This is a genomic window from Flavobacterium sp. 102 (genome assembly GCF_003634615.1).
GTDB lineage: Bacteria > Bacteroidota > Bacteroidia > Flavobacteriales > Flavobacteriaceae > Flavobacterium.
This window is the reverse complement of sequence record NZ_RBKX01000001.1, coordinates 811,101-835,350: the sequence shown is the minus strand read 5'-3', so window position 1 is coordinate 835,350 and position 24,250 is coordinate 811,101. Positions and strand designations below refer to the sequence as shown.

The window sequence follows — 24,250 nt, the reverse complement described above, 5'->3', positions numbered from 1 at the left end:
AAATTTAAAATAATGTCAAAAATATTAACCGGAATTCAAAGTACAGGAACACCACATTTAGGAAACTTATTGGGTGCGATTTTACCTGCGATTGAACTGTCAAAAAATCCAAGCAACGAATCGTTTCTCTTCATTGCTGATTTACATTCTGTTACCCAAATTAAAAACGGCGATGAACTTCGCCAAAACACCTACAGTACAGCCTCAGTTTGGTTGGCTTGCGGATTGGATGTCAATAAAGTGATTTTTTATCGCCAAAGCGACGTGCCGCAAACAGCCGAATTATCATGGTATTTGAGTTGCTTTTTCCCGTTTCAACGTTTGACTTTAGCCCATTCTTTCAAAGACAAAGCCGATCGATTGGAAGATGTCAATGCGGGTTTGTTTTCGTATCCGATGTTGATGGCGGCAGATATTTTATTGTATGATGCCAATTTTGTTCCGGTAGGAAAAGACCAAATGCAGCACATCGAAATCACTCGCGATGTGGCTTCTCGTTTCAATCACCAAATGGGTGAAACTTTTGTAATTCCCGAAGGAAAAGTACAAGAAGAAACCATGTATGTTCCGGGAACAGATGGTCATAAAATGAGTAAATCTCGCGGTAATCTCATCAATATTTTCTTGGATGATAAAGCGTTGCGCAAACAAATTATGAGCATCGAAACTGACAGCACGCCTTTGGAAGAACCTAAAAATCCGGAAACTTGTAAAATATTCGGGATTTATAAATTAGTCGCTAATGCGGAACAGATTGCTGAAATGAAAATCAAGTATACCAATGTCAATAGAGATTTTGGTTATGGTCATGCCAAACAAGCCTTATTTGAATTGATTTGTGAAAGATTCAAAACCGAAAGAGAAAAGTACAACTACTACATGAGTCATCAAGAAGAAGTTGATGCGCTTTTAAAATTGGGTGCTGCCAAAGCCGGAACTATCGCTGACGGTGTTTTGCAAAAAGTAAGAGTGAAACTCGGATTCGAATAATTTTTTATCTGTTAGTTTTCGATTAGACCTTCTGAATCTATTCGTAAATGACCGTTAACAAAGTTAATATCCGCGTCATTTTTAAACACATAATCGGTTTCGAGTACTTCTTTCACATTGGGGATGAGTTCGCTAAAACGGTATTCCACAATCGAACCGTTTCTGACAAATAAATGGTTGCTTTCCGTTTGGAAAGTAGCCAATTTTTTCCCCATATAAATATTGAAAATAGTTTTGGTATCGGCATTGTTAAAGTTAACCGCAACCGATTCGCCTGCTTTAATGAAATGAGCCGTTCTTGGCATTTTTATACTGTCATATAAAACGGCATTTTCCAAAAGCACCACATCATAATTGGAAGTATTTCTAACCCTTAAGTAATTATTACTTTCGCCTGTCGGCTGATTTTCATAAAAGGTTTCAAACGGATTTTGACCGGTTTTAATGTTGCTAAGCTTTGTTAATCTTCTGATTTGAGTTTGATTGTAATCGGCTAAAAACACTCGAAAACTATCAATTTTGAACTTCATATCTGTGTAATAACGGTCTATTTGTCTTGGTTCAGACTGCATTTCATAATCGTCATAATTCTGATAACTGTCGTACTGAGAATTCATCTCAGAAATATCACTTATAAACATGGAAACTCTGATAACCAAAATCAATCCCACTACAGCGTAAATCCAATAATATTTCTTTCTGTTTACAGCAAAAGGTTTGTAATTGATCTCGGCACTTTCCTTCAACATGCCAATGTTTTTCGAAAGTTGTTCATCTAACGCATGATAATTTTTCATTGCGGTAAACGTTCGTTTGGCTAATTCCGAACTCTTATCAGCGATATACATATTCATTACCGTTGTAAAAAGTGCTTTAACTTGTTCTTCAATGGTTTCATTTTTAAACCCATTCAAAAAAGTGAAGAAATTCGCGTCTTTGATGTATAATATTTTAGAAAAATCTCCAAAAGGTGGTTTCAACGTCTTATTGGCTAAACCCAATTTTTCAGTTGCGTAGTAAATGATTTTTTCTGAAACCCTGTCCGGCAAAAACTGATGCGCTTCTGTCAACAAAGCGATTTCTTGAAAATCATTGGCTCCAATTTTATCATAAACAATCGGATTGAGTTCGTCGATTAAATACGTTTGTATAAAACCTTTTATGGCTTGTTTGTCCTCAATTTCACTTTCTTCCTGAAACTGCTTTTTGGATAGATTTTTTTTAGCAAAAAAGTTGAACAATGCTCTATTATTCATAACCGCTTGGAATGATTTCGAATGGTTTTTAAGTGCGTTAAAAAACTGCGAAATTGATTCCGTTAAATCAGGGTGATTGTGTTTCTCAAGCTCTAATTTGCGTTCCATTTCAGCAAAATCTACCTCGGTAAATAAACCAATTTTTGAGGTTTCAACAGACAATAAAGCTGCCATTTCAATTATATTCATGCTATTCATTTTAAACCGCTTCAAACAATTTTCCGGGCAAAGGTCTGACAATTCCTTTTAATTCCATAGTCAAAAGAATGGAAGAAATTTTAAATATCGGGAAATCACACTCAAGCGCAACAATATCAAGCAATTGTTTGCCGTTTTTCTGTAAGTAATCGTAAATTTTTTGTTCTTCAAAATCCAAAGTCACAAAAAGTTGCTTTTGTATCGACTTTGTTTCTTGAACTTCTAATGCCCAGTTCAAACAATAAATCAAATCTGCGGCCGAGGTAATCAAATTGGCGCGCTGTGTTTTAATCAAATCATTACAACCTTGACTGTACTTATCGGTCGTTCTTCCCGGAACAGCAAAGACATCGCGATTGTAATCATTAGCCATATTGGCCGTAATTAACGAACCGCCTTTATCGGCACTTTCAATCACAATTGTGGCTTCGCTCATGCCCGCCACGATACGATTTCGTTTTACAAAATTTTCTTTTTCGGGATTCGAATTGCTCCAAAACTCCGTTAAAAAACCTCCGTTTTGTTCTAGTTTAGCGACATATTTTTTATGCGATTTTGGATAGATTTGGTTTAAGCCATGCGCCAAAACTCCGATGGTTTGCAAATCATTTTCCATCGCCGATTGGTGCGCAATAATATCAACGCCATAGGCAAATCCACTGACAATTATTGGATTGAAAATCGCTAAATCTTCTATAAGTTTTTTGCAAAATTCTGTGCCATAAGAGGTGATTTGTCTTGTTCCGACTATACTAATCATTTTACGATTTTGGAAGTCAAAATTCCCTGAAGCAAACAGCAAAACAGGTCCATCAATACAATGCTTTAACCGATCCGGATAATCATCATTTTGAAAGTACAAAACTTTTATATTTTCATTTTGGATGTATTGCAATTCTTGTTCGGCTCTTTCGAAAACTATCTTATTTTTGAGATTCCTGAGCAAAACATCGCCTACACCATCTATGGCTTTTAAGTCTTTCAACTTTCCTTTAAAAACATTTTCAGCTGAGCCACAATGACTTATTAATTTTTTGGCCACAATATCGCCAACACCATCAATTCGTGAAAGGGCTAAAACGTGAAAAAGCTCATTTGTATTCATATCAATAAATTACTACAAAAATAAATATTTTTCTTTTGGATTGTTAATAAAATTTGTGAATAATTTTTTGATACTGCTATTGTTTCTCTAAATTTGTTCATATGAAGATTGAACCATACATTTCCCAATTATTATATCGTTATCAATGTGTTACCGTTCCGGGTTTCGGTGCTTTTTTGACCGAATTCCAGTCAGCGCAATTGGATGAAAATGCACATTCATTTTATCCTCCGAAGAAATTGGTTTCCTTCAATCCTTTCATCAAAAATAATGACGGTTTGTTGGCCAATCATTTGGCACAAACTGAAAAAATAGCTTATGAAATAGCTGTAAATGCCATTCAAAATGAAGTATCCGATTGGAAAAACAAAATTCAGGAGTTTGGTCGTTTTTCAATTAAAAATATCGGCGAGTTCACTTTAAACTCTGAAAAAAACTTGGTGTTTGTTCCGGTTGACCAAATTAATTACTTGAAAGAATCTTTTGGTTTGAGTTCGTTTGTTTCTCCTGCCGTAAAACGCGAAGAATACAAACAAGTCGTTGAAACTCTAGAAGAAAAGGCACCTATTACTTTCACTCCTGAAAAAAGAAGCAGTTACAAAGCGTTGAAATATGCCGCGATTGTTACACTTTCTTTAGGTTTAACTGGTGTTTTAGGGTATAAATTATATGATAATTATTTAACGCAAGTCGAGCAAGAAACTTTATTGGTACAATCCAACGTTCAGAAAAAAATAAATCAAAAAATACAAGAAGCGACTTTCTTTATCGAAAATCCGTTACCCAGTGTAACCTTGACCGTTCCGAATGAAAAAATGCCTTATCATGTGGTTGCCGGTGTTTTCAGAATAGAAAGCAACGCAGAGAATGCTTATCAATCCTTGTTGAAATTGGGCTTTAAAGCCAAAAGATTACCTGCCAACAAACATGGTATGTTTCCGGTTCTGTATGGAAGTTATGCTTCTTATCCCGAAGCACAAGACACAATGAAAGACATTCAGAAACTCGACAATAAAGATGCTTGGTTACTGATTGAAGAATTATAAAAAAATCCTGATTTCTCAGGATTTTTTGTTTGCTGTAATTACCTTTGCAAAAAAATTGACATGACTCCAAAACATCCTTCAGAATCTTTAACGATTTTAACCGATTTAGTTTTACCCAGTGAAACCAATCCACTGAACAATCTTTTTGGCGGTGAACTACTTGCCAGAATGGACAGAGCCGCGAGTATTGCTGCCCGAAGACATTCGCGTAGAATTGTGGTAACGGCTTCTGTAAATCACGTGGCCTTTAACAAAGCCATTCCTTTGGGAAGCGTTGTAACTGTGGAAGCCAAAGTTTCGAGAGCTTTCACTTCCTCGATGGAAATTTTTATTGATGTTTGGATTGAAGACCGAGAATCAGGAAGTAGAGCTAAGGCTAACGAAGCAATTTACACTTTTGTAGCGGTGAATGAAACCGGAAATCCAGTTCCTGTTCCGGCTATTGAACCGGAAACCGAGTTGGAAAAATCAAGATTTGATGCAGCACTTCGCAGAAAGCAATTGAGTCTGGTTTTGGCCGGGAAAATGAATCCACACGACGCCACCGAATTGAAAGCGTTATTTGTATAATAAAAAAGTCCTGTCCCGACAGCTTCGGATCAGGACTTTTTTATCTTTTATCTTCCGGACAACCAAGTTGTTGGATTGAATAGCGTAGAGTTTTGTGAAACCAAAAATTTGAGCACTGTCCTGCCGTCGGCATCAGTTCTGATTTTGCCTAATGATTCTTTCGCCGAAACTTTGTCTCCTACTTGTACATTTACTGTGCTTAAGTTTTGGTAAATGGTGAAAAAATCTCCATGCTTAACTGATACTGCTTTTTTAAGCGGTGATATTTGTTGCACTTGGGTAACTTCTCCGGCAAAAACTGCTCTTGCTGACGATCCACTTTCAGTAGAAATCTCAATACCACTATTGTGAACTTCTAAAGTTTTAAATACCGGATGCGGTTGGTTCCCGTAGCCCAAACTAATAGCGCCTTTTTCCACAGGCCAAGGCAATCTGCCTTTGTTCGCCTTAAAATTATCGGAAACGATTTTACCTTCGGGAGTTAAAACAATTTTGGTTGACGTTTCAATGGCTTTTTTCTCTGCAGCCGTAATCTTAGGATTTGCTTTTACGTTAGCTGCCGCTGTTTTTCTATTAGCTGCTGCAATCGATTCTCGAATCATTTTCTTGATTTGAGCATCAATCTTTTTGGTTTCTGCTTGTTTTTTCTTTATTTCAGCCGTTATTTTTCCTTTTTCTTTCTTGATTTGATTGGCTATTTTTTCTTGCTCTTGCTTTTCTTTTACCAATTCCTGCTTTTCTTTTTCGTTTTCGGCGATTAGTTTTTCTTTTTCCGATTTTTGAGCGCCGATTTTTTCGTTGTAAGTTATCAGTTGTGTGGTTTTGCCTTTAATTTCTTCGCCTTGCATTTTTCGATAACTGGCATATTGCTTCATATACTGAGCCCTTTTGTATGCTTGAAGGAAGTTTTGGGAAGACAATAAGAACATAGCGCGACTTTGCTCTGAACGACTCTTATAAGACTTTAAAATCATCTCGGCATAGTCTTTTCTCAGTTGTTCTAAGTCGCGATTCAGTTGGTTGATTTTAAGTTGATTGATGTAAATGTCGTTGCTCAATAACTTGGTTTGCTTTTCAGTGGTTCTAATCAGTGTTTCTTTGAGCCCAATTTTCTCTTTCTGAATCAATAACTGACTCACTACAGATCTTTCTTTGCTTTTAACCGATTGCAAAAGTTTTTCTTTCTCTTTAATTTCGAGTTGAATTTTGATTTTTCGCTGTTCGAGTTCTTCTTGTGTAGGCGGTTGGCTCCACATTGGAGTAGCTAAACAAAAGAATAGTAGGCAGAAAAAGAATTTTGGCATAGTTAAATATATTTTGGCAAGTCTAATTTATAAAAATTCGGTCATATCCATCGGGAACGCTATAGGGAAATGAAAGATCTTCGTTAAAAGTAACCGAATTATAATCGATTGAAATTTCTGTTTTCCCTTTCTTTTGCATAGCATTTATCTGCAAATTTGCGGGTAAAATAGCGGACGCAAAATCTTGAAAATTCGGATAATTCACGGTGAATGTTCTGTCTTTTTCAGGTTGTGATATCTCTTGCTTTTTTAACAAATAATTTTTCGATTCAAAGGAAAAAGCCTTTTCAGTCTTGTCCTTAACGGTACTCAATTTATAGAACTTATCGGTTAATTCATAAACATAATTTTGTTGGGTCAAATCGTCAATAGGTTTTCCGACAAGCATATTTTGTATTTTATTGAAATCTAAATCGGTGCCCAACCATTCGCTCAAAGAAGCATAATCGCCTTCGAAGTAAGTACCGTTTAACTTTTCGTAATACTTCACTTCATTAGGCGTAATCAAGGCTTTGGCCATCGTAATTCCTAAAAAACGAATGCTTACTAAAATCTTTTCCCCATTTTTAATTTTAATTTCAGCCGAAACATTTTGAGATTGCTTTTCATCTCGATACTTTGCGCTTGACCTAATATATAACGTGGAAAAATCACTTTTATTATTGTAGTGATTCTCGATAATTTTTTGGGAACTTATTGCATTTTCGTCAATTGTGACAGTTGGTTTCGAATTTGAATCGACCAAAACTGCCTTTGATTTGCAGGAGGTTAAAAAAACCACGGATAAAATAAAATACCAATACTTCATTATTTCTTTTGTTTATTAATGAGTTCATTGGCTTTAGTAAAATACTTTTCTTTCTTCTTCATATCGCCCAAACCATTATAGGCTTCGCCTAATTGAATGTTGAAATTGATTTCCAAAGCCGTGTCATCGATAACAAAATCCAAGCCAGTTTCTAAGATTGAAGCTGCTTTCTTGAAATTTTGCGTTTGGTTATAGGCCAAACCGGCATAATAATAAAACTGAGGTTGTGTTGGAAAAAGTTGCGTCAAATCATCTGCCTTTTTGCTTAAAACAATGAAATCTTGTTTTTCGGTATGCGCTTGAAGCATTATTAGTTGTGTTTCTACATCGTCTTGCGCAGTCTTAAGATGCATGTCAAAATACTTGATGGCTTTGTCCCAATTGGCTTTCAGGTAATAGAATTTGGCAATTTCTTTAGCGACTTTCACTTCTTTATCATTGTCAAAATAGGAAATAGCTTTGTCTAAATCGGCTTCGTATTTTGGATTGTTTTTGGCAAAAATCAGAAATTCATTCAGGATTCTGTGTTTGATTTTGGAATCAATTTTTAAACTTGGCAAGACCAAATTCATCGCTTTCACCGCATTGTCTCCATCATTATTATTCAAATGAAATTTGAACAAACTCACTTGTGCCCAATCCGAAGTTGGAATTTCTTTTTCCAATTTTTTGGCGATTTCCAAAGCTTTTTCTTCCTGATTGCTTTGCGAATACATATAAATCAAAGCTATATAGTTTGATTCATTCTTAGGAAATTTTTTAATTTGGTCTAAAAGATTGTTTTTTTCAGCTGATTGGTATTTGGCATCTTTTAGTATATCGGCTTTATACAATTCCCGTTTGTCTGACTTGCCTACTTTTTCATTCAACTCGTTAATGAGTTCCAAAGCTTTGTCAAACTGTTGCGTATTCATATATAGCGAAGTCAAATCTTCTTTATATTCTTCTTTAAATTCAACCAATTTCTCTACAATTATAATGGCTTGATTGTAGTTTTTGGTGTCATAACAAACGTCATACATGCCAACCCAAGCCCAACGGTTTTTAGGATCCATTTGGGTTACTTTTTCAAAATTATCGTAAGCTTCCTTATATTTTTTTTGGGCCAAATAATTTTTACCTAATTCGAAATACGTCACCGGATTTTCAGGTTGAATTTCTTTACATCTTTCTAACGACAAAATTGCTTTGTCATAGTTCTCGATGCTTTTTTGCTTTAACGCTTCATAGAAATGGTCTTGAAATCCATCGTCTATCACAGCAATATTGTTTGGTTCCTCTTGGGCCAAAACAATGTTAGGAACGAAAAACATTCCCAGCAATAAACCATAAATCACAAGTCTTTTCATCTTTTTTTTATTCTAAAACCGAATAATCTCCAATGCTGATGCTTTTAAATTCACCGTCAAAGGTAGCATGATTTCCAATCATTGCGTTATTCAATTGTGCGTTTTTAATATGAGCGTGAGTTTGCACCAAGCTGTTTTGTATGGTTGAATTAATCAAATGTGTTCCTTTACCTAAAGACACATTTGGACCAACCGTTGAATTAATCAAAACCACGTCTTCCCCAATATAACAAGGCGGAATAATTGTTGAGTTTTCTAATTTCACCTCAAAGTCAATCAAATGTTCGCCGTCATTGTGTAAAAAGCCTAACATTCTGGAGTTGGTTTCCACAGTTACATCTTTGTTCCCGCAGTCCATCCATTCATCTACTTTCCCCGGCACAAATTTCATGCCCTTTGCCATCATTTGTTTAATTCCATCATTAATTTGGTATTCACCGCCGTGAATAATGTTGTTATCTAACACCGATTGCAGTTCGTTTTTCAATACCGCAACGTCTTTGAAATAATAGATTCCAATTACGGCCAAGTCAGAAACAAACGCTGTCGGTTTTTCTACCAGCTCTACAATTTCATTAGCATCGTTTAAATTGATTACCCCAAAAGCTTCCGGTTGATCCACTTGTTTTACCCAAATCACACTGTCGGCGGTTTGGTCTAAATCAAAATCGGCACGGATTAAAGTATCTGCATACGCAATCACTGCCGGACCGCTTAAAGAATCTTTCGCACACATAATGGCATGACCGGTTCCTAAAGCTTCATTTTGGTAATAAATGGTTCCTTTGGCTCCTAGCTTTTTGGCTATTGCAATAAGTTCTTCTTCTACTTTTTTACCAAAACTTTCGTGGATGATGAAAGCTACTTCTTCTATCTCCTGATTTAAAACTCCGGCAATATCTTCTACCAAGCGATGAACAATTGGTTTTCCGGCAACCGGAATTAAAGGTTTTGGTATGGTTAACGTGTGTGGACGAAGACGTGAACCACGACCGGCCATTGGTACTATAATTTTCATTTTAATTTATTTTAACCGCAAAGTTCGCAAAGTCCTTCGACAAGCTCAGGATGACAACGCAAAGTTCGCTGGGTGTTTTTACTTTTTTTTACTGATTACTATCAACTCAATACTGAGCACTATTTCACTCCTGTACTACCAAATCCGCCTTCGCCACGGGAAGTTTCGGATAATTCTTCAACTTCAATCCACTCAGCACGTTCGTGTTTGGCGATGATCAATTGGGCAATTCTTTCGCCATTTTCGATGACAAAATCTTCATTGGATAAATTTACTAAAATCACACCGATTTCGCCACGATAATCTGCATCGACTGTTCCGGGAGAATTTAAGACAGTGATTCCTTTTTTGGCAGCCAAACCGCTTCTTGGTCTAACTTGGGCCTCGTAACCAATGGGTAATTCGATAAAAAGACCTGTTTTCACTATGGTTCTTTCTAGAGATTTTAACACGATTGATTCGGTCAAATTGGCTCTCAAATCCATTCCTGCAGAAGCAATGGTTTCATAATTGGGCAATTCGTGTTGGGATTTATTGATGATTTTGATGGTCATTTTATTTTGCTTTTCTTTTTATGATTCGAAGTAATGTTTCTTTTTCGTTACGGTAAATAAAATATAAAAATAGTGATAGTAACACTATCTTAACTAAATAATTCTCCCTTAAAATCGGAATGTAAAAAGAGATTCCCGAAAACAGAATTGAGAGTCCTAAATATTTTAGAATCGTATTGATGTCATACGGTATGGGATATTGCTTTTGCCCCATTTTATAGGAGATTATCATCATGGTTCCATAGGCTGCGATGGTTGCGATTGCCGAACCGTAATAACTGAATCCTTGTTTGATGAGCAAATAATTGAGCAGAAGTGTGACCAAAGCACCAATAATAGAAATATAGGCGCCAATTCTAGTTTTGTCAATTAATTTATACCAAACCGACAGATTGGTGTAAATACCCAAAAAGAAATTGGCTATTACTATTAGCGGTACCACTTTAATGGCTACCCAATAAGTCTCTTCGGGAACCAATGGCAATTTTAATAAATCAATAAACGCAATCACAAAAAAACTGATGAACGAACCGAAAATCACAAAGTACTTCGTTATTGTGGCATAGGTTTGTTGGGCATTTTCGTTAGAAGCATGACTAAAGAAAAAAGGTTCTATGCCCAAAGTATAAGCGGTTCTGAATAAAACCATAAACATTCCTATTTTATAACACGCCGAATAAGCTCCGATGTCTGCTTTTGAAACATTCATCCAATCTAAAAGGATTTTATCAAAATGTTCATTAATGGCAAAGGCAACGCCTGCAATTAAAATAGGCAAACCATATTGCATCATTCGTTTCCAAAGTTTGAAATCGAAACTCCAATTGATTTTCAAATAGTCGGGTGAAAGCACTACAAAAGTTAGGAAACTGGCAATCAAATTGGCTACAAAAATATAGCCCACTTGAAAGTTTTCGTAATAAATGGTATTGAAAAAACCCTCGGGATTGTCTTGAGCCAATTTGGGTAACAGCAATAAGAAAAACAAGTTTAAAATCATGTTGATCATCACATTACCAATCTTAACAATGGCATACATCATCGGCCTTTTAGTCGCTCGCAATCGTGAAAACGGAATAATCGCCAAAGCATCTAAAACCAATATCCAAATGGTATAAGTCACATATTCGACTTTGACTCCCGACCAATGTGACAACGTATTTCTGAAGAGTAAAGCCAATCCTAAAAACGCGATTGACGTCCAAAATATGGATACTGTCGAAGTGGAAATTACCCTTTTCTTATTGTCTTCGGTATTGTAAAATCGGAAGAAAGCGGTTTCCATTCCGTAGGATAAAATGACATTAAAAAAGACCAACCATGCGAAGACGATAGACACGTCTGCAAACTCTTGTTTGGGCAATTGGTCAACATATAACGGATTGAGCAAAAAGCTAATCATTCTCGGTAAAACCGTGGCCAAACCATAGATTAGTGTTTGCTTAAAAAGAGTTTTATAAAGGCTCAATGAGAGAGTTTTAGGTTTTTAACAAAAATAACTATTAAATCCATTCCAAAAAAAAAGAGCGAACAAATGTTCACTCTTTCTTAAATATTATTCTGAAAATTTTTCCTTTCAAATGCTTCGCTTTTTGGAAATTTGAAAAACTATCGTTTTTTCTTATCCTTTCAAAGCTTCTGCTCCACCAACGATTTCTAAAATCTCATTGGTAATAGCTGCTTGACGTGCTTTGTTGTAAGTTAATTTCAATTGGTTTCTCAATTCGGTTGCGTTATCTGTCGCTTTGTGCATTGCAGTCATACGCGCGCCGTGTTCAGCAGCGAATGAATCTCTGATTGATTTGTACAATTGTGTTTTTAATGATTTTGGAATCAAAGTCAACACGATTTCTTCTTTTGAAGGTTCAAAAATATAATCTCCGGCAGAAACAGGCTTATCAGAAGCAATTGGAGCTAAAGGTAAAAACTGTTCCACTTGAACGATTTGTGTCGCTGCATTTTTGAATTGGTTGTAAACGATTTCGATTTTGTCGTATTCACCTGAAACGAATTTCTGAGTCAATACGTCAGCGATTTCGGCTACGTTATCAAAAGTTAGATTGTCAAATACTTCACTTTTGTTTTCAATTACGGTATTTACTTTTCTGAAAAAGTCGTTTCCTTTTTTACCGATAGCAAAAAAGTCTACTTGTTTTCCGGTGTAACCATCAGCAACTTCTTTGGATTGCTTAATAACATTGGTATTAAATGCTCCTGCCAAACCTCTGTTTGAAGTTATAACAACAATTAATACTTTGTTGATCTCGCGTTGCGTCGTGTATTGTCCACCCGCATCTCCTTCTAAAGTAGCACTAACGCTTTGTAATAATTCCGTTAATTTTTCGGCATAAGGTCGCATCGCTGTAATAGCATCTTGTGCTTTTTTCAACTTTGCGGCAGAAACCATTTTCATCGCCGATGTAATCTGCATCGTCGACTGAACGGAAGTAATTCTATTACGGATTTCCTTTAAGTTTGCCATATTAATTTGAAAATTAGATGATTTGAAAATTTGAAAATTGTTACATCTTCAAATTTTCAAATCTTCAAATTGTTTTTAGTTATATTTCGCTGAAATTTCTTTAGCTGTTTTCTCTAAAACATCAGTAATGTTATCATCTAACTTACCGGCTTTTAAAGCGTTTAAAACATCTCTGTGTTTGTTGTTCAAGTACTCGATGAAATCTCTTTCGAATTCTTTTACTTTGTTTACAGGAACGTTTCTCAACAAGTTTTTAGAACCAGCATAGATAATTGCTACTTGATCTTCAACAGTATAAGGATCGTTTACGGCTTGTTTCAAGATTTCAACGTTTCTTCTCCCTTTTTCAATTACGTTTAAAGTAACCGCATCTAAGTCAGAACCAAATTTAGCGAACGCTTCCAATTCACGGAATTGCGCTTGGTCTAATTTTAACGTACCGGCAACTTTTTTCATTGATTTAATTTGAGCGTTACCTCCAACACGTGATACCGAAATACCTACGTTAATCGCCGGACGAACTCCAGAGTTGAATAAATCACCATCCAAGAAAATCTGCCCGTCAGTAATCGAAATTACGTTGGTTGGGATATACGCAGAAACGTCACCCGCTTGAGTTTCAATAATTGGTAAAGCTGTTAATGAACCGCCACCTTTTACGATTGGTTTCAAGGTATCCGGTAAATCGTTCATGTTTTTTGCGATATCATCATCCGCAATTACTTTACAAGCTCTTTCTAATAAACGGCTGTGTAAGTAGAATACGTCTCCAGGATAAGCCTCACGACCCGGTGGTCTTCTTAACAACAAAGACACCTCACGGTAAGCTACCGCTTGTTTTGATAAATCATCATAGATAATCAAAGCAGGACGACCTGAATCTCTGAAATATTCTCCGATAGCAGCACCTGCCATTGGCGCATATACCTGCATTGGCGCAGGATCTGAAGCGTTAGCCGCCACAATTGTGGTGTAAGCCATAGCGCCTTTTTCTTCTAATGTTTTAGCAATACCTGCTACTGTTGAAGCTTTTTGTCCAATAGCAACATAAATACAGAATACCGGTTGCCCAGCATCGTAGAATTCTTTTTGATTCAAGATAGTATCGATACAAACGGTAGTTTTACCAGTTTGACGGTCACCAATTACCAACTCACGTTGACCTCTACCCACAGGAATCATCGCGTCGATTGACTTGATACCTGTTTGTAACGGCTCAGTTACCGGTTGACGGAAGATAACTCCAGGAGCTTTTCTTTCCAATGGCATTTCGTATAAGTCACCACCGATTGGTCCTTTACCGTCGATTGGCTCACCTAGTGTGTTTACAACACGACCTACGATTTGCTCACCTACTTTTAAAGATGCAATACGTTGCGTTCTTTTTACGATAGAACCTTCTTTAATTCCGGTTGATGGACCTAAAAGTACAACTCCAACGTTGTCTTCTTCTAAGTTCAAAACGATAGCTTCTAATCCGTTTTCGAATTGTACCAACTCACCATATTGTGCGTTAGACAAACCATAAACACGAGCGATACCATCACCTACTTGAAGTACTGATCCTACTTCTTCTAAAGTAGCACCAGATTGAAATCCCTCTAACTGTTTTTTTAATATTGCTGAAATTTCAGCAGCTTTAATTTCCGCCATTTTGATATATCTTTAATGGTATTAATTACTAAATTCTCTTCTTAATTCTTGCAATCTGTTTGCTACAGAAGCGTTGTATTGTTTGTCTCCTATTCGCAAAATAAATCCACCAATAATAGATGGATCTACAATGTTTTCGATAGTTATCTTTTTGTCTGAAATCGTAGCAATCTTTGCCAATACTTTACTTTGTAAATCAGCAGTAATTGGGAAAGCAGTTGTTACTTTGGCTAATTCAACACCATTCATTTCATCGAATTGGGCGTTGAATTGTTTGGCAACCTCGGCTAAAATTTCAAATCTTTTATTTTCCTGAAGCAATCTAAATAAGGAATTGGTTTCTGACTGAACTGTAGCAAAAACTTCTTTTAAGGCACTCATTTTCACTTCTGAAGAAATGATTGGACTTGATAGAAATTCGCTTAATTCAACACTTCCGGCCACTGAAGCGACGATTGACAACATGTCGTCGTTTACTTTAGCAGCGTTTCCGCTTGAAACCGCAGTTTCTAAAATTGCTTTCGCGTATCTAATCGCAGCTCTTGACATAACGATTAATTTAATTTTACATCACCTAACATTTTCTCTACCAATTTGGTTTGAGCTTCTTTGTTAGATAATTCGTCTTTTAATAATTTTTCAGCGATGTCTAATGACAAAGAAGAAACTTGAGATTTCAATTCAGCCAAAGCTGCATTTTTCTCGCTTTCGATAGAAGCTTTAGCTTGTTCGATCATTTTTTGACCGGCAGTTTGCGCTTCCGTTTTAGCATCGTTGATCATTTTTTCTTTGATTTCACGAGCTTCTTTCATCATGGTGTCACGCTCTAATCTTGCTTCAGCTAATAATTTCTCATTATCTGATTTCAAGTTTTGCATTTCTTTTTTAGCACTTTCAGCAGAAAGCAAAGCATTTTTAATACCTTCTTCTCTTTCATTAACTGCATCAAGAATAGGTTTCCACGCAAATTTTTTCAAAAGGAAAACAAGTGCAAGAAACAAAACTGTTTGCATGATAAACAAACCTAATGAAAACTGTCCTAATAATTCTTCCATTATATATATCTTAAATTTTAATTGAGTTTAATAGTAAACAAAAGCTATAACCAACCGTTATAGCTTTTGTTATTTTTTAATTACGATGCAAAAATTGCAGCGAAACCAATACCTTCAACAAGCGCAGCAGCAATAAGCATAGCTGTTTGGATTTTTCCAGTAGCTTCTGGTTGACGAGCGATTGCGTCCATTGCAGAACCACCGATTCTACCAATACCAATTCCTGCTCCGATAACTACTAATCCTGCTCCGATAATTCTTGGAATTTCCATAATGTATATATATTTAATTAAACATTCTTTTTTAAGGCATTAGGCAAAAGCCATTAGCCATTAGTGATGAGCTTCCTCATGGTGATTCTCTTCTACAGCCGAACCAAAATATAAGGCTGCCAACATCGTGAAAATATAAGCTTGTAACAAGGCTACTAAAACTTCAAGCAATGACAACACGAAAGCCAAGAAGAACGATAACGGACTTCCGATTGGGCTATCGAATTTATACATCAACGAAATCAATGTCATTAATACAACGTGACCGGCTAACATATTTGCGTACAAACGGATTGACAATGAGAATGGCTTGATGATGGTTCCCAATAATTCGATTGGCGCTAATATAATTTTCATTGGCACAGGAACTCCCGGCATCCAAAAAATGTGTTTCCAGTAATCTTTCTTAGCGGTAAAGGTAGTAATCAAATAGGTTAAAATAGCTAATGAAGCTGTAACCGCAATGTTACCTGTAATATTTACTCCCAGCGGCGTTAATCCGAACATATTTAAGAACCAAATAAAGAAGAAAATCGTCAATAAAAAGCTCATGTATTTTTTGTAATGCTTCTCACCAATATTTGGGATAGCGATATCGTCTCTGATGTATAAAATGATTGGCTCAAAGAATCTTCCGGCGCCTTTGGCGATAGAACCATTTTTCTTGTATGACTTTCCTAACCCGGCAAATAATGTCAACATTATTAAACCAACAATAAGAATCATTAAAACGTTTTTGGTTACTGAAAAATCAATTGGTTGTGCATTGGTTACATGACCTTTTTCGTCTTCTGTAAAAGTCCCTTCTGCATCCGTTTTGTAAACTTTACCGTCGTGGTGGTTTATTTTGTAGAAATTACCTTTTGATTCGGCAACTGCTTCTCCGTGGTGGAATTTCGAAGACATGAAGAAATGAATTCCATTATCCCATAAAATTACCGGTAATGGAAAACCAATATGCTTAGCGTGTTCTCCTTCACCATAGGAAAAAAGTGTAAAGTCGTGAGAATCTAACAAGTGATGTTTCACATAGTTCTTTCGCTCTAACTCTGCTTTTTCGGCTTCAGATAAATTTTCTGATCCTGAGTGCTCATCATGCGTTTTTGCTTCTGCACTATGCGCTACTTCTGTAGGAACAGCAGTGCTGTCAACAGGGTTATTTGCAGAACTAAATAGAGGAAGACAAGCTACTAAAGCAGCTAATATAAATTGGAGTGGTTTTTTTGAAAACACCATATCTGATAATTAACTTAGATTAACTTTTTTCAAATTTGGTGCAAAAGTACAATATTAATTAATATTAAAAAGTATAAGTTTTAATTTTTTTGATAGAATTGTCATTTTAAAACAAGTTTATTGTTTATTATTTAAAATTCTGATGGTTACAAAGGTTTCTATTGTCAAAAAGTAAATAAAAATGATAAAAAAATTCATTTTTTCTGTAGGCGTTTTGGGAAGGTTTCCAGCCAATATTGGTCTTAAAAACGCATACGCAATTACCATCTTTAAAGTTGTAAGAAATAAAAAGGTATAACCCACCGAATTGATATTGTTCTGTTTGACTTTGTTCAAAATCAAAATAAGCATGGCAGAAAAGAAGAAAAAGAACAAATACAACAACTCAATCGAGTAGATAAATCCTTCTTCATAAGCTTTTGGAACAAAAAAATAAAATAATAGTTTCTGAACAACAAAACCTATTACTCCTAATAACAAAAGGGTGAAAATCGATTTGAATTTGTCTAAATTCATATTATTGGTTATCTGATTTATTAATTTCTTTCAATTGACGGTTGATGTTATAAAAGGCAATGGCAACGCCGACCATCGTTAAAATCTTTACATATATTCTATGCGGATTGGAATATTTTTCGTCGAGCCAACGACCGAGATAAGCGAATAAAAAAACAATTACGCCCATTTGAATAGGAATATTGATGAGTGTTAACCACTTGTTACGCGCTTTTTTCTTCGGGTGATTGTCCATTATTAGAAAGGTTTTTCACATGTGGTTTCATGACGCAAGTCGCACTAAATTCGGCTCCGGGCTCTACGGAAAGTTTACCACAAATCACTTCTCCAATGATATGGGATTTTGATTTTACATTAAGGATTTCCTGAACTTGTATTTTGCCTTCAAAAGTGCCTTCGATATCGGCGTTTTTACAAACAATATCTCCTTTTACACTTCCGGCCGGACCAATCACAATTTTTCCTTTAGATTGAAAATTACCAATCAGATGGCCATCCAAACGAAAATCGGCTGGAGAAACAATATCTCCTGTAATCGTAGTTCCTTCCACAATTCTGTTGGTTTTTCCTAAAAGATCAGTGTATGATTTTGGGCTTTTCTCAAACATAACTTTATCCTTTTTTGCCTGATTTTGGCTGTCCTTGAGGCGAAGGTGGTAAACCCATTTGCCCTTCATCTTCTTCTATTCCTTTTTGTGTTTTTACCGATTGATTGTCTTTAGAATTTTGTTGTTCTTGTTTCTGAACCGGTTTTTGTTCTTGGACTACCGGTTTTTCTATAGTGCCGTCCCAATTCGGTTTGGTTGGATTGTTGGTCAGGTTTCCGGCTAAAAATTCGTCTAAATTCTTTTTAATCTGAAGAATAGTATAATTTTCTGTTGAAATAATAATAGGCACTTCTTGAACCTTATAATCTTTATAATCTTTCAATATTGAAGTAATTCCAACCGCTAAATCATTAGAATTCATGCCGTGAATCACTACGAAATTATCAGTCATTGTATAAATATCCAAAGAAACAGTTAGTTTTCCTAAGTCTCTGTCTTTGATAAACTTTGCGATTTTCTCTCTAAGAATTTTGGTGTTTTTATCTTCAAAATCTTTAGTTCTGTACAAAATTTTCCAATTTTTAGAATCGAGACTTGACAATTGTAAAGCTTGTAATTTCGGCAAATCAACCGATAACATTTTTTCAGCTTTTTTGCCTTCTTCACTATTCGGATAATTCAAAGCGACAAAATTAAGGGCTTTCCCATATTCATCAAGCCCGGCTAATTTTCCGGCAATATTGGCTTTTAACAATTCTAATTTCGGAACAATTTCATCTCCCGTAAATCGGTCGATAGCACTTTCTGTATCGGTCAAAACTAATTTATAATCTCCTTCTTGATAGCGTTTGTAAAGGCTTTCATAAACTGATTTTGGCGAGTCACTGTTTTCAGCATATTCACCATTCGGATTGTTTAAAATTTGAGCATATCTCGAATTTGGGAAAGAAGTGATGATTCTGGTTTTCATTTCTTCGGCTTTCGACTTATCTATAATTTCATAAATTTTGTACAAATTATACATCGAAGGCAAAACCAATCTTTCTTCCGGATCATTTTGCAACAAACGCTCTAACTTATCTGCGGCTAACTGATATTCTTTGAATTTTTCTTTGTAGATAACTCCTAATTGGTAATAGGCAAAATTTCTCTCCTTACTCAAACTGTCAATAAGTGTCTGACTGGTTGGCAATTGTTTAATGTAAAAATCAGGTGTAAAACGCTCTTCCACCACTGCTTCTTTTGAAATTTTTTCAGAGTCTTTGTCAACTTGATCTGACTCTTCTTTCTCATCAGTTTTAGCAGGGCTTGTTTCTAATCTCCAATTGTCTTGAAGTGTTCGTTTACCCCAAATCTTTTGAAACTCTTTTTGTCCAAAAGCAACTGTTGTTGGGTTATAAAAATAAAATGTTCCTTCGCTTCCACCTGTATTTGAATTGGTTGTCGGACTTGCTTTTTTAGGATTGGAATTGATATCCGAATCTATTTTACCTTCACTTCTTTCTTGATTTTCTTTGATTCTGGCTTCTTTCTCGGCTAATTTTTGGGCGATTTCTTCTTCTTTTTTCAGCTTTTCAATATGTTTTTGAAAATAAGCGGTTCTGTCAGCGGCTGACATAGAAAACAATGAAATAATGCTGTCGTTTGTTTGAGCAATAGCTTCATATTTAATTACATCTTCCAGATTTTCTCTTTTCTTTTTAATCAAATTGAATTCGCGAGTTCTTGGTTTTAAATGAACTAATGTGCTGTCAAAATATTTTCCTGCTGTAACAAATTTAGAATCGATGAAATATAAATCGGCTAAATTTCTATAATTAGAAGCAATAAGATAAGTATCCTGTGTCTTCTTTTTTAGGGAAGCTTCATAATATTTTTTAGCTGTGCCATTGTTTCCTCTTTTCTCATAGAACAATGCCATTTGATGATTCAAGACATCTAAAAAAGGACGGTTTTCTCGGTCTTCAAGCAAGTCATTGAATTTTTTTAAGAATGCAATTGTATCACCGCTTTTGTAATCAAACTGACCTGCTTGTTTGGCATGCGCCTGAATCACATATTGGCGAGCCGATTTTCTGTTCATGTCGATTACCTCTTGGTATTTCGCATAAGCGCTGTCTTTGTAACCCAATCCTTCATAGAGTTGTGCCAATATGAATCGGTATCTTGCTTTTTCTTCGTTGGATTTGGTGAACTCTGTAGCCAATTTTATTTTGGCCACGGCGCTGTCTTTTTCTTCCAAATTCAAAAATGCTTGAGCCAATGCCGCATTAGCATCTGCAAAAACTTGGTCTTTGAATTTGATTTCTTTTAAAAGTTTGGTCAGGTTATTCACTGCAATCGCGTCGTTTTCTAAACGCATATTGGTTTTTTCACGCCAAATTTTTACTTCGTAAATTTTATCGCTTTTAGGGTATTTATACAATACATAATTGAAGGCTTCCAATGCCGGCACAAATCGTTGTTCGTAATATCTGGATTGTCCCAAAAGCAAGTGCGCTTCGTCCATTTGAGGGTTTTTCTCAGAACCCTGAATGTTCATCGAATGCTTTTGGATGGCTTTAGTGGCTTTGGTTTCCGCTCTTTCGAAATTGGTGTTTCTGTTTTCACCGGGTAACATTCTTTCTTCGGTAACCTGCATTCTCTCAATTGGTAGTAATTCCCAAAAGTTGTCGCTGTTTTGCAATTTAACATCTTCAATACCTTTTTCCAAGGCCATTTCGCCATTGTATAAGATGTTGTATTTGGTGCTAAGTGCGTGGGAATTTCGGGAAAGGAAAGTGTTTCTTTTGGTAGAACAAGCTATCAAAAAAACAAGCAATCCGGTATAGATAAGATATTTAATAGTATTGGTTTTCAAAGCGAAACGTATTTTTATAATAACGTGAAAAAGTTATAAATAGTATAACTAACTGGTAAAAATACGTTTCTTTTTGATATGGCAAAAAATTAGACTGCAAAAAATGCTTCCAACTCTTTTAAAGTTTCTGGTGAAGTTTGAATATCTTTTACGACTTCGCCCAAATGCAAGGCTACAATTCGGTTACAAACCTCAACAGTGTGCACCAAATCGTGGCTCGAAACCAAAACCGTTCTGTTAGGATCATCAGCCAATTCTTTGATGATTTTTTTCAATCGGTTTACGGTTGTCGGATCTAAATTGGCAAACGGTTCGTCTAAAATTACCACTTCAGGATTACCGATTAAAGCGGCAATAATCCCCACTTTTTTCATATTCCCTTTCGATAAGTCTCTTAGGTATTTTCGGCTGTTTAGGATTTCTCCGTTGAAAAATTCTTCATGCTTTTTTAGTAACGCATCAACATCGGCTTTATTTTGCCCACGCAAATCTCCAATAAAATAGAAATATTCTTCGGCTGTTAAATAGCCGATTAGAAAGCTTTCATCAATAAAAGCTGCCGTAAAAGGTTTCCAAGCTTCGCTGGTATTAACTTGAACTTTATTGTTTATAATATGTCCTGAACTGGGTTGGATTAAGTCGAGTAATAAACTAAAGAAAGTTGTTTTTCCTGCACCGTTATTTCCGACTAAGCCAAAACTTTGGCCTTTTGGGATTTCAAGATTGGTGATGTTTAAAACGCGAACACCATTAGTATATGTTTTTGAAAGATTATTTACTTGTATCATCTTTTTGAGAAATTAGTTGTTAGTGAATAGCAATTAGTTTTTTTGTTTGTAAGCTGCAATAGTTGCGTATTTTTCGGTCTTGTATATTTTCTCGATTTGTTTGAAAACATAATTTCTGAAAGCGAAACCTAAAACTCCCGCGCCAGCGACGAATATTAGTCCGACATTTGGAGAAAATAAATAATAACCTAAAGCATACAATCCCATAGGTAACAACATTTTTGGAATGGCGATTAACATGGTTTTTACATTAAAAGCTTGTTTGTCTCCAAAAGCTTGTTTGCTGGTAGTTAAGTCGATTGGTGTCTTTACAAAAGCGCCGCCCAACATTACCAAATGAGAGTTGACACCCATATTAAAAATCGCAGCAACGACAACGATCAAATAAGTGTGCAATCCGAAATACAAATAAAATGAAGCTATTACTGTGGAAATCACGGTTCCGATTACCATCAACCACCATTTGGAACTGATGTATTCGCGGTATTGAATATTTTGACTCATCATCAATTGGTAATAAGCGCTGTCCCAACTTGGTATAAATTGACCGAAAGTGAACAAAAATCCACCTGAAACAAAGATACCTGCAAAAACTTTCATCGCGGGATTATCATAAGCTTCGATAGATTGAGTAAAAAACAACAAGCCATAAAAAATAAATACGACGCTCATAATAAGTGTCATTCGAGAACGTTTGTTTCTTTTTAACAATCGAATGTCATTTTTGAGGAAAGTTCCCAAAGTACCGAATTGGTTCAACCAAGTGAAATTTTCGGTTGTCGCCAAGTCACTTTTCTTAGCCAAACCATCATCTAAATTTAACCTGTTTTTAAAATAACTAAAAGAAAAATAATACGCTGTTGCTACGAAAATAATAGGAACCAGAAACATATAATTGGTATCATACATCCCTTGGAAGAATCCTACTGAATAAGTCGTAATATCAAAAACATTGTAATATTGTGAAGCAGCTAAACCGCCTAAAATAGCCAAAACAGTAAAGAAAACAATGTTTTTACTATTGACCAAAATATTGACAAAATTAGTAGTATAAATTAATGCTGTCATCCCTAAAAACCACAAAATCGCTTGATAACCATAACCTTGGACCAAAAGCACAATGGTAAACGGAATAAAGAAAAAAGCGTGCAAGACATTGAAAAAAGAGATAATCGTTTTTCCTAATGAATAGTGGACAATAGAACTTCTTTTAATGGGCAAAACCAATAGCGGTTTGATATTCGTTACCGGCATTTTTTGAAGAAAATATCGGATGATTAAATCCACTAACACATAATAAATCAAATATTTGTTAATGGTAACCAAAGGCTCGAATCCTTCTTTTTTTAAGATAAAAAAAACGGCGGTTCCCATGATTGCAAAACAGCCGATAAAATAAAGCGCTGCTAATCCCATAATGATTTTCAGCGCGAGATTACTGCCAAAGGATGCCGAACGAAGAAAAGACTTCCATTCAAGCTTAATGAAATGTTTGAACATAGTTGGTGGTTTTAGGTTTTCGAAATTAGTTCCTAAAGATAGGAAAATGTTACAATTTAGTTTACAAATTCATATTCGGGATAAGTTTTTTTAAGGTGTTTTTCCGCTTTGGATGGAATTAAAACCAAGACGATGTATTCTGTCAACAAAAAGACCACCATAAATAAAGCATAAAGTACCAAAACCCAATCAGGATAATTTTTTGCCCCTAAATGAATAGAAAACTGAAGTGGTAAATTAATCAATCCAGCCGAAGAACTGTAACCAAAAATAATCTCTTTCAGCAACCACTTTTGACCACTTTTTTGGGTTCTCTTTTTGTTAGTTTTCCAAAGCATTGTCATTCCAACGAAATAAAGCAGCACAAGGAAAAGAAAGATGGTTTGCATAATTAAAATCCCTTCTTGAAAGGATTTTAAAAAATAAAAAACAATACCCGTTGCCGAAAGAGTTCCGATGATTTTCGGAATCGAAAAGAAAGTTTTCAATTCATTTAAAACCAATTTATTGTACTTTTTATTCAAAGCGGTTTGTCTTTTTTCAACGACTTCCATAAACCCGAAAACGCCGAATTTTTTGAACTCTATCTTTAACGCTTCTTCAAAAGACAATTTCGGATTTTCTACCCATTGTTCTTCTATCGCATTCGCCAAATGATCGACCAATTCGGTTTGCAAATCGTAATATTCTACATAATGTTGGCGTGTGAAAGCATACAATCTTTCCACTTGTTCGGAAGAAAGTTTCATCTTCAATACTCTAATTTAGGTTGAACCAAGGTTTGCATATTTCTAATAAAATCATCCAGTTCAGCCAAACGGTTGATGGTTTCTGCCGAACCTTTTTCAGTTAATTTATAATACTTCCTAAGACGATTGTCGACATTTTCCACTTCGACTTCTAAAACGCCTTCGGCTTCGAGTTTGTGTAACGCCGGATATAATGCGCCTTCGGTGATTTTTAATTCTCCTTTGGTGATTTCTTTTACTTTCTGAGTGATTTCATAACCATACATTCTGCCGTTTTCTTCTAAAAGTTTCATTACAATTGTAGTTAAACTTCCTTTGTATAATTGCGAACTTTTCATTTGTCTTCATTTTTGAAATTCAAATATACATAAGTTTTTTATATACATCGAAATC

General features: G+C 35.5%; 25 protein-coding genes. 3 read left to right on the top strand and 22 right to left on the bottom strand.

Annotation, left to right across the window (positions count from 1 at the left end; all coding sequences use genetic code 11):
- Positions 1-12 precede the first annotated feature (12 nt).
- Positions 13-990: a tryptophan--tRNA ligase gene (gene trpS, locus C8C84_RS03730; protein WP_121312254.1), complete on the top strand. Its 978-nt coding sequence runs from the start codon at positions 13-15 to the stop codon at positions 988-990.
- A gap of 11 nt (positions 991-1,001) precedes the next feature.
- Here the strand turns inward: trpS and C8C84_RS03725 are convergent, their stop codons facing one another.
- Both C8C84_RS03725 and dprA read right to left on the bottom strand, forming a co-directional pair.
- Positions 1,002-2,435 carry a hypothetical protein gene (locus tag C8C84_RS03725; RefSeq protein ID WP_147406808.1) on the bottom strand — a complete coding sequence of 478 codons (1,434 nt, stop codon included), beginning with the start codon at positions 2,433-2,435 and terminating at the stop codon, positions 1,002-1,004.
- A gap of 10 nt (positions 2,436-2,445) precedes the next feature.
- Positions 2,446-3,549, bottom strand: coding sequence for a DNA-processing protein DprA (gene dprA / locus C8C84_RS03720; RefSeq protein WP_121312252.1), 1,104 nt, complete (start codon positions 3,547-3,549; stop codon positions 2,446-2,448).
- A gap of 101 nt (positions 3,550-3,650) precedes the next feature.
- Between dprA and C8C84_RS03715 the strand changes: the two genes are divergently transcribed.
- Complete coding sequence (locus C8C84_RS03715; protein ID WP_121312251.1) at positions 3,651-4,595, top strand: SPOR domain-containing protein; 945 nt, start codon at positions 3,651-3,653, stop codon at positions 4,593-4,595.
- 60 nt (positions 4,596-4,655) lie between these two features.
- Positions 4,656-5,165: an acyl-CoA thioesterase gene (locus tag C8C84_RS03710; RefSeq protein ID WP_121312250.1), complete on the top strand. Its 510-nt coding sequence runs from the start codon at positions 4,656-4,658 to the stop codon at positions 5,163-5,165.
- A gap of 47 nt (positions 5,166-5,212) precedes the next feature.
- Here C8C84_RS03710 and C8C84_RS03705 read toward each other — a convergent pair whose 3' ends face one another.
- From C8C84_RS03705 to C8C84_RS03610, 20 genes are all read right to left on the bottom strand, one after another.
- Entirely contained in the window at positions 5,213-6,469 is a 1,257-nt protein-coding gene (locus C8C84_RS03705) for a murein hydrolase activator EnvC (protein ID WP_121312249.1), read from the bottom strand.
- Positions 6,470-6,491: 22 nt separating this feature from the next.
- Positions 6,492-7,277 carry a DUF4292 domain-containing protein gene (locus C8C84_RS03700; RefSeq protein WP_121312248.1) on the bottom strand — a complete coding sequence of 262 codons (786 nt, stop codon included), beginning with the start codon at positions 7,275-7,277 and terminating at the stop codon, positions 6,492-6,494.
- Positions 7,277-8,626 carry a tetratricopeptide repeat protein gene (locus tag C8C84_RS03695; RefSeq protein WP_121312247.1) on the bottom strand — a complete coding sequence of 450 codons (1,350 nt, stop codon included), beginning with the start codon at positions 8,624-8,626 and terminating at the stop codon, positions 7,277-7,279. The genes C8C84_RS03700 and C8C84_RS03695 overlap by 1 nt, the downstream gene beginning before the upstream one ends.
- Positions 8,627-8,633: 7 nt before the next feature.
- Positions 8,634-9,644, bottom strand: coding sequence for a sugar phosphate nucleotidyltransferase (locus tag C8C84_RS03690; RefSeq protein ID WP_121312246.1), 1,011 nt, complete (start codon positions 9,642-9,644; stop codon positions 8,634-8,636).
- A gap of 119 nt (positions 9,645-9,763) precedes the next feature.
- On the bottom strand, positions 9,764-10,198 hold the full coding sequence (gene dut / locus C8C84_RS03685; protein ID WP_121312245.1) for a dUTP diphosphatase: 435 nt from the start codon (positions 10,196-10,198) through the stop codon (positions 9,764-9,766).
- A gap of 1 nt (position 10,199) precedes the next feature.
- Positions 10,200-11,666, bottom strand: a complete 1,467-nt coding sequence (locus C8C84_RS03680; RefSeq protein ID WP_121312244.1) for a lipopolysaccharide biosynthesis protein — start codon at positions 11,664-11,666, stop codon at positions 10,200-10,202.
- A gap of 153 nt (positions 11,667-11,819) precedes the next feature.
- The gene (gene atpG, locus C8C84_RS03675) at positions 11,820-12,680 is read right to left on the bottom strand and encodes an ATP synthase F1 subunit gamma (RefSeq protein WP_121312243.1); all 861 of its coding nucleotides are present in this window, start codon (positions 12,678-12,680) and stop codon (positions 11,820-11,822) included.
- Positions 12,681-12,755: 75 nt separating this feature from the next.
- On the bottom strand, positions 12,756-14,333 hold the full coding sequence (gene atpA / locus C8C84_RS03670) for a F0F1 ATP synthase subunit alpha (protein WP_121312242.1): 1,578 nt from the start codon (positions 14,331-14,333) through the stop codon (positions 12,756-12,758).
- Positions 14,334-14,354: 21 nt separating this feature from the next.
- Positions 14,355-14,888: an ATP synthase F1 subunit delta gene (gene atpH, locus C8C84_RS03665; protein ID WP_121312241.1), complete on the bottom strand. Its 534-nt coding sequence runs from the start codon at positions 14,886-14,888 to the stop codon at positions 14,355-14,357.
- The gene (locus C8C84_RS03660) at positions 14,888-15,388 is read right to left on the bottom strand and encodes a F0F1 ATP synthase subunit B (protein WP_121312240.1); all 501 of its coding nucleotides are present in this window, start codon (positions 15,386-15,388) and stop codon (positions 14,888-14,890) included. Before C8C84_RS03660 ends, atpH begins: the two co-directional genes overlap by 1 nt.
- An 80-nt stretch (positions 15,389-15,468) precedes the next feature.
- Positions 15,469-15,660, bottom strand: a complete 192-nt coding sequence (gene atpE, locus C8C84_RS03655) for an ATP synthase F0 subunit C (protein WP_199717091.1) — start codon at positions 15,658-15,660, stop codon at positions 15,469-15,471.
- A gap of 60 nt (positions 15,661-15,720) precedes the next feature.
- Positions 15,721-16,896, bottom strand: a complete 1,176-nt coding sequence (gene atpB, locus C8C84_RS03650) for a F0F1 ATP synthase subunit A (protein ID WP_121312238.1) — start codon at positions 16,894-16,896, stop codon at positions 15,721-15,723.
- Positions 16,897-17,013: 117 nt separating this feature from the next.
- Complete coding sequence (locus C8C84_RS03645) at positions 17,014-17,412, bottom strand: hypothetical protein (RefSeq protein WP_121312237.1); 399 nt, start codon at positions 17,410-17,412, stop codon at positions 17,014-17,016.
- Position 17,413: 1 nt separating this feature from the next.
- Entirely contained in the window at positions 17,414-17,647 is a 234-nt protein-coding gene (locus tag C8C84_RS03640) for an AtpZ/AtpI family protein (RefSeq protein WP_121312236.1), read from the bottom strand.
- Positions 17,616-18,020, bottom strand: coding sequence for a polymer-forming cytoskeletal protein (locus C8C84_RS03635; protein WP_121312235.1), 405 nt, complete (start codon positions 18,018-18,020; stop codon positions 17,616-17,618). The genes C8C84_RS03640 and C8C84_RS03635 overlap by 32 nt, the downstream gene beginning before the upstream one ends.
- 4 nt (positions 18,021-18,024) lie before the next feature.
- Positions 18,025-20,820, bottom strand: a complete 2,796-nt coding sequence (locus C8C84_RS03630; RefSeq protein WP_233549713.1) for a gliding motility protein — start codon at positions 20,818-20,820, stop codon at positions 18,025-18,027.
- 89 nt (positions 20,821-20,909) lie between these two features.
- Positions 20,910-21,608, bottom strand: coding sequence for an ABC transporter ATP-binding protein (locus tag C8C84_RS03625; RefSeq protein WP_121312234.1), 699 nt, complete (start codon positions 21,606-21,608; stop codon positions 20,910-20,912).
- A 33-nt stretch (positions 21,609-21,641) separates the two neighbouring features.
- Positions 21,642-23,108 carry a DUF5687 family protein gene (locus tag C8C84_RS03620; RefSeq protein WP_121312233.1) on the bottom strand — a complete coding sequence of 489 codons (1,467 nt, stop codon included), beginning with the start codon at positions 23,106-23,108 and terminating at the stop codon, positions 21,642-21,644.
- Positions 23,109-23,164: 56 nt separating this feature from the next.
- Positions 23,165-23,857, bottom strand: coding sequence for a hypothetical protein (locus C8C84_RS03615; protein WP_121312232.1), 693 nt, complete (start codon positions 23,855-23,857; stop codon positions 23,165-23,167).
- 2 nt (positions 23,858-23,859) lie between these two features.
- The gene (locus C8C84_RS03610; RefSeq protein WP_121312231.1) at positions 23,860-24,195 is read right to left on the bottom strand and encodes a PadR family transcriptional regulator; all 336 of its coding nucleotides are present in this window, start codon (positions 24,193-24,195) and stop codon (positions 23,860-23,862) included.
- Between the last annotated feature and the right edge of the window lie 55 nt (positions 24,196-24,250).

Coding starts and splice junctions, on each gene's coding strand:
- atpE (WP_199717091.1), bottom strand. CDS start 15,660: ATGGAAATTCCAAGAATTATCGGAGCAGGATTAGTAGTTATCGGAGCA.
- dprA (WP_121312252.1), bottom strand. CDS start 3,549: ATGAATACAAATGAGCTTTTTCACGTTTTAGCCCTTTCACGAATTGAT.
- C8C84_RS03610 (WP_121312231.1), bottom strand. CDS start 24,195: ATGAAAAGTTCGCAATTATACAAAGGAAGTTTAACTACAATTGTAATG.
- C8C84_RS03620 (WP_121312233.1), bottom strand. CDS start 23,108: ATGTTCAAACATTTCATTAAGCTTGAATGGAAGTCTTTTCTTCGTTCG.
- atpG (WP_121312243.1), bottom strand. CDS start 12,680: ATGGCAAACTTAAAGGAAATCCGTAATAGAATTACTTCCGTTCAGTCG.
- C8C84_RS03725 (WP_147406808.1), bottom strand. CDS start 2,435: ATGAATATAATTGAAATGGCAGCTTTATTGTCTGTTGAAACCTCAAAA.
- C8C84_RS03715 (WP_121312251.1), top strand. CDS start 3,651: ATGAAGATTGAACCATACATTTCCCAATTATTATATCGTTATCAATGT.
- C8C84_RS03615 (WP_121312232.1), bottom strand. CDS start 23,857: ATGAAACTTTCTTCCGAACAAGTGGAAAGATTGTATGCTTTCACACGC.
- atpB (WP_121312238.1), bottom strand. CDS start 16,896: ATGGTGTTTTCAAAAAAACCACTCCAATTTATATTAGCTGCTTTAGTA.
- trpS (WP_121312254.1), top strand. CDS start 13: ATGTCAAAAATATTAACCGGAATTCAAAGTACAGGAACACCACATTTA.
- C8C84_RS03710 (WP_121312250.1), top strand. CDS start 4,656: ATGACTCCAAAACATCCTTCAGAATCTTTAACGATTTTAACCGATTTA.
- dut (WP_121312245.1), bottom strand. CDS start 10,198: ATGACCATCAAAATCATCAATAAATCCCAACACGAATTGCCCAATTAT.
- C8C84_RS03625 (WP_121312234.1), bottom strand. CDS start 21,608: ATGATACAAGTAAATAATCTTTCAAAAACATATACTAATGGTGTTCGC.
- C8C84_RS03705 (WP_121312249.1), bottom strand. CDS start 6,469: ATGCCAAAATTCTTTTTCTGCCTACTATTCTTTTGTTTAGCTACTCCA.
- atpA (WP_121312242.1), bottom strand. CDS start 14,333: ATGGCGGAAATTAAAGCTGCTGAAATTTCAGCAATATTAAAAAAACAG.
- C8C84_RS03695 (WP_121312247.1), bottom strand. CDS start 8,626: ATGAAAAGACTTGTGATTTATGGTTTATTGCTGGGAATGTTTTTCGTT.
- C8C84_RS03700 (WP_121312248.1), bottom strand. CDS start 7,277: ATGAAGTATTGGTATTTTATTTTATCCGTGGTTTTTTTAACCTCCTGC.
- C8C84_RS03660 (WP_121312240.1), bottom strand. CDS start 15,388: ATGGAAGAATTATTAGGACAGTTTTCATTAGGTTTGTTTATCATGCAA.
- C8C84_RS03635 (WP_121312235.1), bottom strand. CDS start 18,020: ATGTTTGAGAAAAGCCCAAAATCATACACTGATCTTTTAGGAAAAACC.
- C8C84_RS03645 (WP_121312237.1), bottom strand. CDS start 17,412: ATGAATTTAGACAAATTCAAATCGATTTTCACCCTTTTGTTATTAGGA.
- C8C84_RS03640 (WP_121312236.1), bottom strand. CDS start 17,647: ATGGACAATCACCCGAAGAAAAAAGCGCGTAACAAGTGGTTAACACTC.
- C8C84_RS03690 (WP_121312246.1), bottom strand. CDS start 9,644: ATGAAAATTATAGTACCAATGGCCGGTCGTGGTTCACGTCTTCGTCCA.